At 58.5% G+C, this 15,500-nt stretch carries 17 protein-coding genes; 4 read left to right on the top strand and 13 right to left on the bottom strand.

Going from position 1 to position 15,500, the window contains the following annotated elements:
• Positions 1-41: 41 nt before the first annotated feature.
• Both ABLV52_RS23720 and yhhY read left to right on the top strand, forming a co-directional pair.
• Positions 42-683, top strand: a complete 642-nt coding sequence (locus ABLV52_RS23720; RefSeq protein ID WP_023291219.1) for a polymer-forming cytoskeletal protein — start codon at positions 42-44, stop codon at positions 681-683.
• 240 nt (positions 684-923) lie between these two features.
• A complete protein-coding gene (gene yhhY / locus ABLV52_RS23715) occupies positions 924-1,400 on the top strand; it encodes an N-acetyltransferase (protein ID WP_072096665.1) in 477 nt (158 codons plus the stop codon).
• An 89-nt stretch (positions 1,401-1,489) separates the two neighbouring features.
• Here the strand turns inward: yhhY and ggt are convergent, their stop codons facing one another.
• The gene (ggt, locus tag ABLV52_RS23710) at positions 1,490-3,235 is read right to left on the bottom strand and encodes a gamma-glutamyltransferase (RefSeq protein WP_023291221.1); all 1,746 of its coding nucleotides are present in this window, start codon (positions 3,233-3,235) and stop codon (positions 1,490-1,492) included.
• Positions 3,236-3,358: 123 nt separating this feature from the next.
• On the opposite strand from ggt, the gene ABLV52_RS23705 reads away from it, so the two are divergent.
• On the top strand, positions 3,359-3,679 hold the full coding sequence (locus tag ABLV52_RS23705; protein WP_023291222.1) for a DUF2756 family protein: 321 nt from the start codon (positions 3,359-3,361) through the stop codon (positions 3,677-3,679).
• Between the two features lie 24 nt (positions 3,680-3,703).
• On the opposite strand, the gene ugpQ is transcribed toward ABLV52_RS23705, so the two are convergent.
• The 12 genes from ugpQ to livK all read right to left on the bottom strand — a co-directional run bounded on the left by ugpQ (position 3,704) and on the right by livK (position 14,535).
• Positions 3,704-4,444 (bottom strand): glycerophosphodiester phosphodiesterase, encoded by a 741-nt coding sequence (gene ugpQ / locus ABLV52_RS23700; RefSeq protein WP_023291223.1) that lies wholly within the window; start codon positions 4,442-4,444, stop codon positions 3,704-3,706.
• Positions 4,441-5,511 (bottom strand): sn-glycerol-3-phosphate import ATP-binding protein UgpC, encoded by a 1,071-nt coding sequence (locus tag ABLV52_RS23695; protein ID WP_023291224.1) that lies wholly within the window; start codon positions 5,509-5,511, stop codon positions 4,441-4,443. The genes ugpQ and ABLV52_RS23695 overlap by 4 nt, the downstream gene beginning before the upstream one ends.
• Before the next feature lies 1 nt (position 5,512).
• Complete coding sequence (ugpE, locus tag ABLV52_RS23690) at positions 5,513-6,358, bottom strand: sn-glycerol-3-phosphate ABC transporter permease UgpE (protein ID WP_008806976.1); 846 nt, start codon at positions 6,356-6,358, stop codon at positions 5,513-5,515.
• A complete protein-coding gene (gene ugpA / locus ABLV52_RS23685) occupies positions 6,355-7,242 on the bottom strand; it encodes a sn-glycerol-3-phosphate ABC transporter permease UgpA (protein ID WP_032454247.1) in 888 nt (295 codons plus the stop codon). Before ugpA ends, ugpE begins: the two co-directional genes overlap by 4 nt.
• Before the next feature lie 106 nt (positions 7,243-7,348).
• Positions 7,349-8,665, bottom strand: a complete 1,317-nt coding sequence (ugpB, locus tag ABLV52_RS23680) for a sn-glycerol-3-phosphate ABC transporter substrate-binding protein UgpB (protein WP_032454248.1) — start codon at positions 8,663-8,665, stop codon at positions 7,349-7,351.
• A 269-nt stretch (positions 8,666-8,934) separates the two neighbouring features.
• On the bottom strand, positions 8,935-9,303 hold the full coding sequence (locus ABLV52_RS23675) for a type II toxin-antitoxin system death-on-curing family toxin (protein WP_348890998.1): 369 nt from the start codon (positions 9,301-9,303) through the stop codon (positions 8,935-8,937).
• Positions 9,300-9,521, bottom strand: coding sequence for a type II toxin-antitoxin system Phd/YefM family antitoxin (locus ABLV52_RS23670; protein ID WP_348890997.1), 222 nt, complete (start codon positions 9,519-9,521; stop codon positions 9,300-9,302). Before ABLV52_RS23670 ends, ABLV52_RS23675 begins: the two co-directional genes overlap by 4 nt.
• Before the next feature lie 163 nt (positions 9,522-9,684).
• Entirely contained in the window at positions 9,685-10,398 is a 714-nt protein-coding gene (livF, locus tag ABLV52_RS23665) for a high-affinity branched-chain amino acid ABC transporter ATP-binding protein LivF (protein ID WP_004145133.1), read from the bottom strand.
• Position 10,399: 1 nt separating this feature from the next.
• A complete protein-coding gene (gene livG, locus ABLV52_RS23660; protein ID WP_023291227.1) occupies positions 10,400-11,167 on the bottom strand; it encodes a high-affinity branched-chain amino acid ABC transporter ATP-binding protein LivG in 768 nt (255 codons plus the stop codon).
• Positions 11,164-12,441: a branched chain amino acid ABC transporter permease LivM gene (gene livM, locus ABLV52_RS23655; RefSeq protein WP_004202111.1), complete on the bottom strand. Its 1,278-nt coding sequence runs from the start codon at positions 12,439-12,441 to the stop codon at positions 11,164-11,166. Before livM ends, livG begins: the two co-directional genes overlap by 4 nt.
• Entirely contained in the window at positions 12,438-13,364 is a 927-nt protein-coding gene (gene livH, locus ABLV52_RS23650) for a high-affinity branched-chain amino acid ABC transporter permease LivH (protein WP_002920807.1), read from the bottom strand. The genes livM and livH overlap by 4 nt, the downstream gene beginning before the upstream one ends.
• A gap of 61 nt (positions 13,365-13,425) precedes the next feature.
• Entirely contained in the window at positions 13,426-14,535 is a 1,110-nt protein-coding gene (gene livK, locus ABLV52_RS23645) for a high-affinity branched-chain amino acid ABC transporter substrate-binding protein LivK (protein WP_348890996.1), read from the bottom strand.
• Positions 14,536-14,958: 423 nt separating this feature from the next.
• Between livK and panM the strand changes: the two genes are divergently transcribed.
• Entirely contained in the window at positions 14,959-15,342 is a 384-nt protein-coding gene (gene panM / locus ABLV52_RS23640) for an aspartate 1-decarboxylase autocleavage activator PanM (protein WP_023291228.1), read from the top strand.
• Positions 15,343-15,500 lie beyond the last annotated feature (158 nt).

The following is a 15,500-nucleotide window of genomic DNA, read 5'->3' as shown; positions in this document are numbered from 1 at the left end:
AGGACGTTGCTGATGACTAACGGAGTAGCCAGCCGCTACGGATGGACAAACAGTATCTCGCCTTAAACGGCGCCCTTTTTTTCTGGCTTCTCGCGCTGATCGCCTGGTCTGTCGATGCGATCGTGCCGGCGCGCCTGGCGGCCGCCTGCGCACTGGTCGCCTTTCTCCTCCATAGCCAACGGAACAAAATTAACGCGATGTTTATTAAGAAAAATAAAACGGAACCTCAGACGTCAGAAGTGGCCACGCCTCCGGCAAACAACCCAGAATCCCAGGCGGTCGCCAGCAAAAAACAAGAGACTACAGTCATCGCCAGCGGGGTGCATTTCGTCGGCAATATTGTCGCCAGCGGCCATGTCTATATTCACGGCCAGCTTACCGGCAACATTGAGGCGAAAGAACATCTGATTAAGGTGATGCGTGAAGGTCAGGTCGAGGGCAACATCAGCTGCCGTGAGCTGATTATTGATGGCAAGGTTCAGGGCCAGTGCCGCGGCGACAGCATCACCATTGAGGAGCACGGCAATCTGGATGGCACCCTCGCCTATCGCTCGCTGGCGATTAAAAAGGGCGGCCAGTTCACCGGCAGCGCCGAGGTGCTGGCCGCGGCGGAAAGCAAAAGTCATCTCATCGGCCTGGTTGCGGAAGACGGCGTGATGTCCGCCAGGCCGCAAAGCGCCTGAGGTAGCAGCAAAAAAAAAGCCAGCACCCGGCTGGCTAAAGTAATACTGGAAGCAATGTGAGCAATGTCGTGCTTTCAGGCTTTCCGCAAGGGTCTTCCTGAATGCAGGACAATAATAATCATTCTCATTCGCACTTGTCTATCTTTTTTTTGCAAAAAACGGCATTGACTCCCCGGCTGCCGTCAGAGATGGTGAAGGAGAATCAACCACCAAAAAGAGGACAAGGGAATGAGTGACATAGTGATACGCCATGCCGAACCGCGCGATGCTGAACCTTTACGTATGCTGATGGCGCACCCGGAGGTCTATCATGACACGCTACAGATCCCTTACCCCGCCATGGAAGCCTGGCAGGAGAAGCTACAGCCCAAACCCCATACCTTCCATCTGGTGGCGACGCTGGACGATCGGGTTACCGGGCATCTGTCGCTCCATGTCGAACCGCGCCCTCGTCGCAGCCACGTGGCGACCTTTGGCATGGCGGTTGCCGCCGGCCATCAGGGGCGCGGTATCGGCAGCGCACTGATGCGCGAGATGATCGACCTGTGCGATAACTGGCTGCGCGTTGACCGCATTGAGCTGACGGTGTTCGCCGATAACAAGCCGGCGATTGCGGTATACAAAAAACACGGATTTGAGATCGAAGGCACCGGCAAGCGTTACGCGCTGCGCAACGGTGAATATGTGGATGCATATTATATGGCGAGAATGAAGTAGCATGTTGCCGGGTGGCGGCTTCGCCTTACCCGACCTGAGTTCGTGCAGTGGTTGGCCCGGTAAGCGCAGCAGCGCCACCGGGCAACATATCAATACCCCGCCGTTAAATCATCCGGCGAACGCGGGTCGGAGGCGCCATACAGCATCCCGTCCGGCCCCACCATAATGCTCTGAGTGCTGCCCATCGCCTCTTTCAGCGCCACTTTCTGCCCTTTCGCCTCCAGCAGCTTCAGGGTATCCGGACTAAAGCCTTTCTCCACCCGCAGCTCATCCGGCAACCATTGATGATGGAAGCGCGGGGCGTTGGTGGCTTCTGCGACGTTCATCCCGAAATCGATAGTATTGACCACCATCTGCAGCACAGTGGTGATGATCCGGCTGCCGCCCGGGCTGCCGGTCACCAGCCAGGTTTTGCCGTCTTTCACCACAATGGTCGGCGACATCGACGACAGCGGGCGTTTTTTCGGCTCCACCGCATTGGCGTCGCCGCCCACCAGGCCATAGACGTTAGGTACGCCGGGCTTCGCCGAGAAATCATCCATCTGGTTATTCAGCAGAATACCGGAGTCCCCCGCCACAATGCCGGTGCCGAAGGTGGTATTCAGCGTATAGGTCACCGCCACCGCATTGCCGTCTTTATCGACCACCGAGAAGTGGGTGGTCTGGTTGCTTTCATAGGGCGCCAGCTTGCCCGGGCGGATCTGGCTGGAAGGCTTCGCCTTATTGACGTCGATCTCGGCGGCAATCGCTTTGGCGTAGGCTTTGCTGGTCAGCGCCTGCCACGGCACTTTGACGAAGTCAGGGTCGCCGAGATATTCAGAGCGGTCGGCATAGGCGTGTTTCTCCGCCTCCGCCATCACCTGCATAGCGTCGGCGCTGCCAAAGCCATATTTCTGCAAATCGAAGTTTTCGAGGATATTGAGGATCTGCACGATGTGGATCCCGCCGGAGGAGGGCGGCGGCATAGAGTAGATCTCATACCCGCGATATTCGCCGCTAATCGGCGTGCGCTCCACGGCCTTATAGTTAGCGAGGTCGGCTTTGGTGATAAGCCCGCCGTGCTTTTTCATCTCGTCCGCGATCTGGTCGGCAATAGCGCCTTTATAGAAGGCATCCGGACCGTGCTCGGCAATCAGCTCGAGGCTTTTCCCCAGGTTCTTCTGTACCAGCCGGTCGCCCTTCTTCAGCGGCTCGCCGTTCTTCCAGAAGATCGCTTTACTGTTTTCGTGCTGCGGGATCACTTCGCTGCCGTAGGTCTTCAGATCGTCCGCCAGCGCATCGTTAACAATAAAGCCCTCTTCCGCCAGCTTGATTGCCGGGCGGATCACTTTGTTCAGCGGCATGGTGCCGTATTTTTCCAGGGCAAGAGAGAAGCCCGCCACGCTGCCTGGCGTGCCGGAGGCCAGATGCGAGGTGAGCGATTTTTTACTGTCCGGGTTACCCTGGTCATCGAGGAACATGTCGCGGGTGGCCTGCTCTGGCGCCATTTCGCGGAAATCGATCGCCGTAGTCTTGCCGTCTTTCGTCCGCAGCATCATAAAACCGCCGCCGCCGATATTCCCCGCCTGCGGATGAGTGACCGCCAGCGCGTAGCCAACCGCCACCGCCGCATCGACAGCGTTGCCGCCCTGGCGCAGAATATCCACCCCGACGCGGGTGGCCAGCGCATCCACCGAGGCCACCATGCCCTGCCGGGCGCGCACCGGGTGGAATACATCCTCCTCTACGCCATAAGAGACCGGCGGCGGCGGCGGTGGACTGGCGGCGACGGTAAAACTACCGCCCGCCAGCAACGCAGCGATGACCACCTGACGCCAGATTGTTGTTTTTATCATTGTCTTACTCCTGATAGGTAGGTTTCATTCCCCGCTTAAGCCTGGTTGATAACTCCTAAAAAATCATTGTTATGGCGGATTCGAGGTACACTTAAGTGATCCCACGCACGGGAGGAGAAAACCATGAAAGCGATGTTATTTCTGGCGGCGCTGATGCCGCTCGGCGTTTTAGCCCAGCCAATCAATATTGATAACAACCCCAACCAGCCGGGTTACGTGGTCCCCAGCCAGCAGCGCATGCAAAATGAGATGAAGGTGCAGCAACAGCAGCAACAGAGCATGCTGAAGCAGAATCTGAACAATCAGACTCGCTCCCAGCAGCAGCATCTGCAAAACCAGCTGCAGACCAATCAGCAGCGCGCGGCGCAGGGCGGGAATCTCAATCCGCCGCAGCAGGTGCTGCCGAACAACAACGGAGGGATGCTGCGGCAGACCAACCCGTAAAGGCCAGCCGCCGCGCAGCGGTTATTAAGGCTGGAAATGGGGCCCGATGACGTCAATGGCATCGGTGCAGATGCAGTCTACGCCCCAGCGCAGCAGCTCGGCGGCGCGCTGGGGTTTGTTAACGGTATACACCAGGATATGCAGGCCGGCCTGTTTCAGGCTTGCCACCCGCCCGGCGTCCAGCAGCTTGTGGTTAAGGTGAATGGAGACGCAGCCCAGCCGGGTGGTCAACTCCCGCCAGTCCTCACGCCACTCATCCAGCAACAGCCCGCGCGGTAGCTCGGGGGCGGCTTCCTGCGCCGCTTCCAGGGCATCGATTTCAAACGACGACAGCAGCGGCGCGGTCATTCCCGCCCACAGCTCCCGCGCCGCCAGGGCCACCACGTTGCCGGTCTGCGGCCCAAGGCCGGTGGTCGGTTTAATTTCGATATTCGCCATCATGCCGTGACGGCGGCAGCGCTCCGCCACCTGGGAGAGCAGCGGCAGCGGCTCGCCCTTAAATTCACGGCTGAACCAGCTACCGGCATCCACCTTCAGCAGATCGTCCCATGGCAGCTCCCCCGCCACGCCCCAGCCGTTGCTGGTGCGTTCGAGATTATCGTCATGCAGCAGAAAGATCTGCCCGTCCTTTGACAGCTTGGCGTCAAATTCAATCATCGTGTGCCCGTAGCGAGCGCCGACGTCGATAGCCGCCAGGGTGTTCTCCGGCGCCAGTTTACCGCCGCCGCGATGGGCGACGATACGGGGATAAGGCCAGTTACTCATGCGCGTTGTCCTGTTTCACCATCAAAGAGGTGCAGATGTTCCAAAGGCAGATGCAGCCATAGCGTGCTGCCTGCCGCCGGGCGCTGCTGGTGCGGCAGTCTGACCACCAGCTTCTGTTCGCCCCAGCGCCCGTGGGCAAGGTTATCGGCGCCTAAAATTTCCAGGGAGTCCATCAGCAGCGGAATGCCGCCTTGCGCCTGCGAGCTTAAGATAAAATGCTCCGGGCGGATACCGAGGGTCATTTTACGCCCGGCGTGGCGCCGGTGCTCATGATTCGTCGGCAGCTGGATGCCGCCCGCCAGCTCAAAGCGACCGCCGTCATCGCTGATGCGCCCTTCCAGCAGGTTCATGGCCGGGCTGCCGATAAAGCTCGCCACAAAGCGGCTGGCCGGCTTCTCATACACTTCCACCGGGGTGCCGATCTGCTCGGCAACGCCTTTATTCATCACCATCACCCGCTGGGCGAGGGTCATCGCCTCCACCTGGTCATGGGTAACGTACAGCGAGGTGGTTTTCAGGCGGCGATGCAGCTGTTGCAGCTCAAGACGCATCTGCACGCGCAGCTTGGCGTCGAGGTTTGACAACGGTTCGTCGAAGAGGAATACCGCCGGGTCACGCACGATGGCGCGGCCCATCGCCACGCGCTGGCGCTGACCGCCGGAGAGCTCGCGCGGGCGGCGCTTGAGCAGGCCGTCGAGCTCAAGAATACGCGCCGCCTCCTGCACCCGCTCGGCGATCAATCCCTTACCCATGCCGCGGATCTTCAGCCCCCACGCCATGTTCTCTTCCACGCTCATATGCGGATAAAGGGCATAGTTCTGGAACACCATGGCGATGCCGCGATCCTTCGGCTCCATCTCGGTGACCCGCTTGCGGTCGATCCAGATATCGCCGCTGGTCACCCGCTCCAGTCCGGCGACCATCCGCAGCAGCGTTGATTTCCCGCAGCCCGACGGGCCGACCATGACGATAAATTCCCCGTCCGCCACGTCCAGCGTCAGCGGTTGAATCACCTGGGTTTTGCCATCCCAGCTTTTGCTTACTGCCTGTAGTTTTAAACCAGCCATTTTATTTCTCACTATCGACCAGGCCACGCACAAATGCGCGCTGCATGGCTAAAACGATGACAACCGGCGGGATCAGGGTCAGCAGCATCGCCGCCATCACCTGATTCCACTGGGTAGTGCCTTCGCCGGTGGCGATCATGCCTTTGATGCCGGCGACGGCGGTGCCAAGATTCACATCCTGAATAATCAGCAACGGCCACAGATACTGGTTCCAGCCGTAGATAAAAGTGATAACGAACAGCGCCGCGAGGTTGGTTTTCGACAGCGGCAGCACGATGTCGCGAAAGAAGCGCATCGGCGAAGCGCCATCGATACGCGCTGCTTCAATCAGCTCGTCCGGCAGGGTCATAAAGAACTGGCGGAACAGGAAGGTGGCGGTGGCCGAGGCCATTAGCGGCAGCGTAAGCCCAGCGTAGCTGTCGAGCATGTTGAGATTGGCGATCACTTCCACCGTCGGGAAAATACGCACCTCGACCGGCAGCATTAGCGTGATAAAAATCATCCAGAAGAACAGGTTACGCAGCGGAAAGCGGAACCAGACGATGGCGAACGCCGACAGCATCGACACGACGATTTTGCCCACCGTAATGGCGAACGCCATGATGAAGCTGTTGAGCATCATCAGCCAGAACGGCGCGCTGTTGACGCCAACGCCGTTCACCCAGATGGTCTTCATGTTCTCCAGCAGATGTCCGCCGGGGATCAGCGTCATCGGCGTTTCGAACACCGATTGGTTATCCAGCGTCGCCGCCACGAAGGCGACGTACAGCGGGAATAAAATGACGGCGATGCCCAGAATCAGCATGGTGTGGCTGAAAATCGTCAGCCCGCGACGGTTCTCAATCATTGGTAACGCACCTTACTTTCAACGTAACGGAACTGCACCACCGTCAGGATAATGACGAGGAACATCAGCACCACCGACTGCGCGGCGGAAGCGGAAAGATCGAGCCCGGCGAAACCTTCGCGATAGATTTTGTAAATCAGGGTGGTGGTCGCCTGCACCGGGCCGCCGGCGGTGGCGGCATCAATCACCGGGAAGGTGTCGAAGAAGGCGTAAACCAGGTTGACCACCAGCAGGAAGAAACTCACCGGCGCAATCAGCGGCAGCGCCAGCCTGAAGAAGCGGCGGATTGGCCCGGCGCCGTCGATAGCGGCAGCCTCAACCAGCGAACGCGGGATCGACTGCAGCGCGGCGAAGAAAAACAGGAAGTTGTAGCTTATCTGCTTCCATACCGAGGCGAAGACCACCAGGAACATCGCCTGGCCGCTGTTCTGCGCGTGGTTCCAGTCGTAGCCCAGCTCGCCGAGGAAATGGGTGATCAGCCCGCGCCCGGGGTTAAAGAGGAAGATCCACAGCACCGCCGCCACCGCGGGGGCCACGGCATACGGCAGCAGCATCAGGGTCTGATAGAAGCGGCTGCCGCGCACCACGTAGTCGACCAGCGCAGCGAAAAAGAGCGAAATAAGCAGGCCGCTGACGGTCACCAGGGCGCTGAATTTGATAGTGGTCCAGAACGAGTCCAGATAGTACGGGTCATGGAACAGCGCCACGAAGTTATCCAGGCCGACAAACTGGCTGGACAGGCCAAACGGATCGACGCTCTGCAGCGAATACCACAGCGCTTCGCCCGCGGGCCAGATAAAGAAAATCAGCGTGATAATCAGCTGCGGCGCGACCAGGACATAGGGCAGCCAGCGCGAGCGGAATACCGGACGGGATGATGACATTGAGATTGGGTTCCTGAACAATGCCGGGTGGCGGCTACGCCCTACCCGGCCTACATAAGGCACATCGTAGGCCCGGTAAGCGCAGCGCCACCGGGCAAGTTACAGATTACGATTTGGTCGCTTGTTCGAAGCGGCGCAGCAGCTGATTCCCACGCTGAACGGCGGAATCCAGCGCCTGTTGCGGGGTTTTCTTGCCGGTCCACACGCTCTCCAGCTCTTCATCGACGATGGTGCGGATTTGCGGCATGTTGCCCAGACGCAGGCCTTTGGTGAACGGCAACGGCGGCTTGTTCAGCATCTGGCGCGTGGCGATATCGGCGCCCGGGTTCTTATCATAGAAACCCTGCTGGCGGGTCAGATCGTAGGCCGCGGTGGTGATCGGCAGATAGCCGGTTTTCTGGTGCCATTCGGCGGCATTTTCCGGTTTGGTCAGGAAGTCGAGGAACTTCGCCACGCCGGTGTAGGTCTCTTTGTCTTTACCCTGCATCACCCACAGGCTGGCCCCGCCGATGATGGCGTTCTGCGGCGCGCCTTTCACGTCGGCATCGTAAGGCATCATGCCGACGCCGTAGTTAAATTTGGCGTACTGGCGGATATCGGCCAGCGAGCCGGACGAGGCAGTGGTAATGGCGCAGTCGCCGTTATAGAACTTTTCGGTGGACTCGTCTTTACGCCCGAAGTAGCTGAAATCGCCCTTTTTGTTCATCTCTTCGAGCAGCGCGATATGCTTCACCTGCTCCGGCTTGTTGAACTCAAGAACCGCGTCGGTGCCGTCAAAGCCATTGTTTTTCGTCGCCACCGGCAGGCCGTGCCAGGCGCTGAAGTTCTCAATCTGGATCCAGCCCTGCCAGCCGCTGGCGTAGCCGCACTTCATTCCGGCGGCTTTCAGCTTCGCGGTGTAGGCTGCCAGATCCTGCCAGGTCTTCGGCGGCTGCTCTGGATCTAAACCGGCTTTTTTGAAGGCGTCTTTGTTGTAGTACAGCACCGGCGTGGAGCTGTTAAACGGCTGGGAGAGCAGATGGCCGGTTTTCGAATCGGTGTAATACCCGGCGACCGTCGGCACAAACTGCGATTCATCAAACGTGATGCCCGCCTCGCTGAACACCTGGTAGACCGGCTTAATGGCTTTTGACGCCATCATGGTGGCGGTACCCACTTCATACACCTGCAGGATCGCCGGCGCGTTGCCGGTACGGAAGGCGGCGATACCGGCGCTCAGGCTCTGTTCATAGTTGCCCTTGTATACCGGAACGATTTTGTAATCAGGATTGGCCGCGTTAAAGCGTTGCGCCAGAGAATCCACTTCTTTACCTAGTTCGCCTTCCATTGAGTGCCAGAACGGGATGGTGGTAACCGCCAGGGCCTGACCGGCAAAAGCCAGGCTCAGCGCCAGTCCTAAAGCTGTATGTCGTAACGATATCATCGGTTATCTCTCTTGTTGTGCCGGATGCGCGATTTCACGCGTTTTATGCTCGCGGGGTAACATGACATGTTCGAATTACAGAAAAATAACTTTTTTATTACAAAAAAAAGATAGTAACGGGTCAGAGAGATGACAAGCCGATGAAAGGACGGGGGAAGTAAAGTGGGAGCTGAGACACGGATAATCACCGTCGCCGGATGGCAATGGTGATGAGGGTTAACCGCATAAGGCGTTTACGCCGCCATCCGGCATGGTCTACGAGTTAACCGTCATCCGCGCAAGCGCGCGACAATCTGTTCCAGGCTTAGTTGCCCCGCAGCCGCCTCGACGGTCATGCCGACGAAGTCCGGATTCGCCGGCAATACAATTCCATTTCGCTTTAAAAAAAGCAGGGTGATAAACAGTGCCGTACGCTTATTACCATCATTAAATATATGACCGCGAGAAATCGCCAGCAGATGCATCGCAGCGAGTCGCCACACGTCTGTCACACCTTCATATTCAATTTTGTTTAGCACCCTATACATTATCGCTTCGGCACGCCCCGGATCGGGCATACCGGCAACGCCAGGCGTGACGCGGAGCAGCCTGTCGTGAAACTGTATTATCTCTTCCGCTGAGATAATCTGCAGCGTCATTTATCCGCAAGCTCCCTGATCTCATCACCATGAACCGCCATGATAGCCGCGAACTCATCATCCATTCTGGCCGCCTGGTAGCGTTCAAACTCTTCTGCACTAATGATGACCGCTGATTTATGCCCACGACGGGTTATGGTCACAGGTACACCTGTCACTGCGCTTTCCAGCACATCGGCCAGATTTTGCCGGGCTTCGCTATAGTTAATCGTTCTCATAAAAACCTCCAAAGCTGTACTCTTTTATTGTACAACATACCTGTACAAAAAAAGAGCCAACAGGCTCTTTTAAATATATTTGTGCGATCGGCTCCCGGGGTCGGCGCAAGCGCCTCGCCCGGGCTACAAACCGGCGAAGTGAATGACGCCGGGTTGCGATGAATTAACCGCCGAGATAGGCGCTGCGCACCGCCTCGTTGGCCAGCAGCGCGTCGCCGGTATCCTCCAGCACCACGTGGCCGTTCTCCAGCACGTAGCCGCGATCGGCCAGCTTCAGCGCCTGGTTGGCGTTCTGCTCAACCAGGAAGATAGTCATCCCCTGCTCGCGCAACTGCTCGATGGTATCGAAGATCTGCTGAATGATGATCGGCGCCAGCCCCAGCGACGGTTCATCCAGCAGCAGCAGACGCGGCTGGCTCATCAGGGCGCGGCCGATGGCCAGCATCTGCTGTTCGCCGCCGGACATGGTGCCGGCGCGCTGGATACGGCGCTCGTGCAGACGCGGAAACAACTCATACACCCATTTGATGCGGGTCTGGAACTGATCGCGGTCGGCAAAAAAACCGCCCATCGCCAGGTTCTCTTCCACCGTCATTCGCGAAAAGACGCGCCGCCCTTCCGGGACGATCGCCACCGCCTCGCGCATGATCTTCGCCGTCTGCCAGTCGGTAATATCCTTACCGTCAAAGACAATACGCCCGCTGGAGGCGCGCGGATCGCCGCACAGCGTGCCGAGCAGGGTGGTTTTCCCCGCGCCGTTGGCGCCGATAAGCGTGACGATCTCGCCCTGTTTGATATGCAGGCTGACGTTGTGCAGCGCCTGAATCTTGCCGTAGTGGGCGCTGACGTTGTCAAAAGTTAACATCGCGTTTTCCATCTTATGCCTCACCAAGGTATGCGCGGATCACGTCCGGGTTATTACGAATCTCTTCCGGCGTCCCGTTGGCCAGCGGTGTCCCCTGGTTCACGACGTAGATGCGATCGGAAATGCCCATCACCAGCTTCATATCGTGTTCGATAAGCAGGATGGTGGTGTTGTGATGGTTACGCAGCTCGGCGATAAGCTCGTCCAGCTCTTTGGTCTCTTTCGGGTTCAGCCCCGCCGCCGGTTCATCGAGCATCAGAATTTCCGGCTGGGTCACCATGCAGCGGGCAATCTCCAGCCGGCGCTGGTCGCCATAGGCCAGGTTGCTGGCCTGCCGGTTAGCGTGCTCCAGCAGGCCGATACGCTCAAGCCAGGTGGCCGCGCGGTCCAGCGCTTCGCTCTGCGCCCGACGGAAGGCCGGCGTTTTCAGCAGGCCGGAGAAGAGCCCGGTTTTCAGCTGCTGATGCTGCGCCACCAGCAGGTTTTCAATGACCGTCATTTCGCGGAACAGGCGCACGTGCTGGAAGGTCCGCACCACGCCCATCCGGGCAATCTGCTGGCCTGGCAGCCCTTCCAGATGCTGGTCGCGCAGCAGAATGGTGCCGCCGGTGGGCTTGTAAAAACCGGTCAGGCAGTTAAAGACGGTGGTCTTCCCGGCGCCGTTGGGGCCGATCAGCGAGACGATCTCGCGCTCTTTGAGCTCCAGCGACACATTGTTGACGGCCAGCAGACCGCCGAAACGCATCATCAGGCCGCTGACGGATAATAATGGCTGACTCATGCCTGCTCTCCTTTCGCCTGACCGTTTTTCAGCTTCAACTGCACGCGCGTCATTGGCAGAAGCCCCTGCGGACGCCAGATCATCATCAGCACCATCAGGCCGCCGAGCATTAACATGCTGTATTCGTTAAAGTCACGCATCAGCTCACGCGACACCACCAGCAGAATAGCTGCCAGGATCACCGCGAACTGCGAGCCCATCCCGCCCAGCACGACGATCGCCAGTACAAAGGCGGACTCGGCGAAGGTAAAGGATTCCGGGCTGACGAAGCCCTGGCGCGCGGCGAACAGCGTCCCGGCGAAGCCGGCAAACGCGGCGCTGATGGTAAAGGCGGTCAGCTTGATGCGCGTCGGGCTCAGGCCCAGCGAACGACAGGCGATCTCATCTTCACGCAGCGCTTCCCACGCCCGCCCCAGCGGCATCCGCAGCAGGCGGTTGATAACGAACAGGCTCAGCACCACCAGCAGCAGCGCCACCAGATAGAGGAAAATGACCCGGTCGGAGGGATCGTATTTGACGCCGAAGAAGTTGCTGAAGGTATCCCAGCCGCCTTCGCGGGCGCTGCGGCTGAATTCGAGGCCAAAGAAGGTCGGTTTCGGGATCTGGCTGATGCCGTTTGGCCCGCCGGTGATTTCGGTATTGTTGAGCAGCAGAATACGCACGATCTCGCCGAAGCCTAAGGTCACGATCGCCAGGTAGTCGCCGCGCAGACGCAGCACCGGGAAGCCAAGCAGGAAGCCAGCCGCCGCGGAGACCAGGCCGGCCAGCGGCAGACAGGTCCAGAAGCCGAGACCGTAATAGTGGTTCAGCAGCGCGAAGGTATACGCGCCGATGGCGTAGAACCCGCCGTAGCCCAGGACCAGCAGGCCGGAAAGGCCGACCACCACGTTCAGCCCAAGGCCGAGAATGATATAGATCATCGTCAGGGTGGCGATATCCACCGTACCGCGCGACACCATAAACGGCCAGGCCACGGCAATCACCAGCAGGGCTATCAGGAACAACTTCTGCTTCACCGTCGAGCCGTCAATCGCCGGCATAATAAACTTCGGCCCGGAGACGTTCTTAACCGCTTTCTGGAACAGCGGCCGCAGCAGCTGGAAGAAAAAGACCACCGCGGTGCCGATGAAGATCCACTGCCAGCGAATATCGGCGGCGGTATCCACCACCAGTTTGGTGCCGTTCAGCTCCAGCTGCACGCCCATAAAGACGCCCGCCAGAATGAAGAACATCGCAGCAGAGAGCAGCGCCATTGCAATTTGCATCGGTTTCATACTTTTTCCACCTCCGGGCGGCCCAGAATGCCGGTCGGCATCACTAACAGCACCAGAATAAGCAGCGCAAAGGAAACCACGTCCTTATATTCGGTGCTGAGATAGGCAGAAGAGAGCGCCTCGGCAATACCCAGGATCAGGCCGCCGATCATCGCGCCGGGGATACTGCCGATACCGCCGAGCACGGCGGCGGTGAAGGCCTTCATCCCGGCCATAAAGCCGATGTAGGGGTTAATCACGCCGTAGAACTGACCCAGCAGCACGCCCGCCACCGCCGCCATCGCTGCGCCGATGACAAAGGTCAGGGCAATGACGCGATCGGTGTTAATGCCGAGCAGGCTCGCCATTTTCAGGTCTTCGGCACAGGCGCGGCAGGCGCGCCCCATCCGCGAGTAGCGAATGAACAGCGTCAAGGCCAGCATGGCGATAAAGGTCACCACCCAGATCACCAGCTGCATGGTGGTGATCGTCGCGGAGAAGCTGTCGCTGTGGCCGACGACCCACTGGCCGTTAAACAGGCTCGGCAGCGCCACGTCGCGGGAGCCCTGGGTCAGGCTGACGTAGTTCTGCAGGAAGATAGACATCCCGATAGCGGAGATCAGCGCAATCAGACGCTTGGAATTACGCACCGGCCGATAGGCCACGCGCTCAATGCTCCAGCCGTAGGCGCTGGCAATCACAATGGCGCCCACGAAGCCGGCGGCGACCAGCAGCCAGCTGGTGTCGATACCCATCATCATCAGCGCGGCGATGATCATGAAGGAGACATAGCTGCCAATCATGTAGACCTCGCCATGGGCGAAGTTGATCATGCCGATAATGCCGTACACCATCGTATAGCCGATGGCGATCAGCGCGTAGGTACTGCCCAGCGTGACGCCGTTAAACATCTGCTGCAGAAAATAGAGAAACTGCTCGGACATAAGGTAACCTTTTTCAAACCGCCCGCGGATCGCGGGCGGAGGGATAACTCATCTTCAGCGCTTATTTCGCCGCGCTCGAAGAGCCGTCGGCGTGCCACTGGAAGACACCAAACTCAAATCCCTTCAGATCGCCTTTTTCATCCCAGGTCAGCGGCCCAATCACGGTTTTCGCCCCGTGCGCTTTCAAATCTTTGATTAAATCCAGCGGCTGCTGGCTGCCGGTTCTGTCCATCGCCTGCGCCAGCGACTGAACCGCGGCGTAAGTGATCCAGACATACGGCCCGCTCGGATCTTTCTTCTCCGCTTTCAGCGCGTTGACGATGGCGCTGTTGGCAGGGTCCTGATCGTAGCGTTTTGGCATCGTCACCAGCATCCCTTCCGCCGCGGCGCCCGCGATATTGGACAGCGAGGCGTTGCCGACCCCTTCCGGCCCCATAAACACGGTTTTCAGCCCCACGGAGCGCGCCTGGCGCAGCATCTGGCCCATTTCCGGGTAGTAACCGCCGTAGTAGACGAAGTCGATGTTCTCTTTCTTCAGGCGCGCCAGCAGCGCGGAGAAATCTTTCTCGCCCGCGGTGATGCCGTCAAAGAAGACGATGTTGGCCCCGGCTTTTTTCAGGTTGTCCTGCACCGAACGCGCCAGCCCTTCGCCGTACTGCTGCTTGTCATGAATGATGGCGATACGCTGCGGTTTGACGTTCTCGACGATATATTTCGCCGCGGTCGGCCCCTGCGAGGAGTCGAGGCCGGCGGTACGCATGATGTACTGATAGCCGCGCTGGGTCAGCTCCGGGTTGGTCGCTCCCGGGGAGATCATCAGGATGCCTTCATCCTCATAGATATCGGAAGCCGGCTGGGTGGAAGAGGAGCACAGGTGGCCGATAACGTACTGAATACCGTCGTTGACGATTTTGTTGGCCACCGCGACCGCTTGCTTCGGATCGCAGGCGTCGTCATATTCGACGGCCACCAGCTTGTCGCCCTTAATACCGCCGCTGGCGTTGATGTCTTTAATCGCCTGACGCGCGCCGTTGAACTCCATGTCGCCCCACTGGGCCACCGGACCCGACATCGCGCCGACCACGGCGACCTTAATATCCTTGGCCATCGCCACGTGCGACATCGCTAATGCGACAATGCCCGCGACGATGGTTTTCGCGTTCCTTTTCATGCTGCAGAACCCCGTTCGTGATGTGGTGTAAATGTTTTGTATTTTTATGGTTAAAAAGCATTCTGTGCTTTTATTAAACAACGCCATTTTTACCATTGAGTTTAATGGTTTAGCGCAGCTTTTCACTAAAAAACAGATTAAAATCTCTATTTTTCAGTCGATTAAGCAAAGATAATATTCTGTATTTTGCTGAAGATAAACAAAAAAAAGTCCATGCGGCAGCATAAAATAACGATACATAAGGCGGAATAAAACGCTGCACATTAGGTTAAAATCCTGCTTATTTTTCGATCCATGACGGATTGCGCTACCCCAACAACGCCAGGAAAACGAATCCCCTGATGTATGCGCAAAAAACAGCGCTCCGCCAGACAGCAATTTTGGGTACACTGGCGCCTCTGTTTTGCACTGGACTTGCCGCCCATGAAACTGACTATTATCCGTTTACAGCACTTCAGCGATCAGGATCGCATTGATCTGGGGAAAATCTGGCCGTCGCAGGATCTGTCGACGCTGACCCTGGATGAAAACCATCGTCTCTATGCCGCCCGCTTTAACGAGCGCCTGTTGGGCGCTGTGCGCGTTACCCTGCGCGGCGTCGAAGGTGAGCTCAGCGATCTGTGCGTGCGTGAAGTGACCCGCCGCCGCGGCGTCGGGCAATATTTAGTGGAAGAGACATTGCGTGATAACCCGGCGATCAATAGCTGGCGCGTCGCCGACCGCGGGGTGGAAGACCGCGGCGTGATGGCGGCCTTTATGCAGGCGCTCGGCTTTAGCGCCCAGCAGACCGGTTGGGAAAAGCATTAAGCCGTAGCCCCAATAAGCGGAGCATGGCCAAGGAAGAACCCGGCGGCGCTTCGCTTAGCCGGGCTACCTGGCTTACATCAGTAAATAACCGGGGTTGAGGGATGCAGACAACGCATTTGCAGCGTGAAAGGCGCCCACCCATTTAACCCAGCATTTCG

The organism is Klebsiella sp. GB_Kp056, from assembly GCF_040064755.1.
GTDB lineage: Bacteria > Pseudomonadota > Gammaproteobacteria > Enterobacterales > Enterobacteriaceae > Klebsiella > Klebsiella quasipneumoniae.
This window is presented reverse-complemented; position numbering and strand designations above follow the sequence as displayed.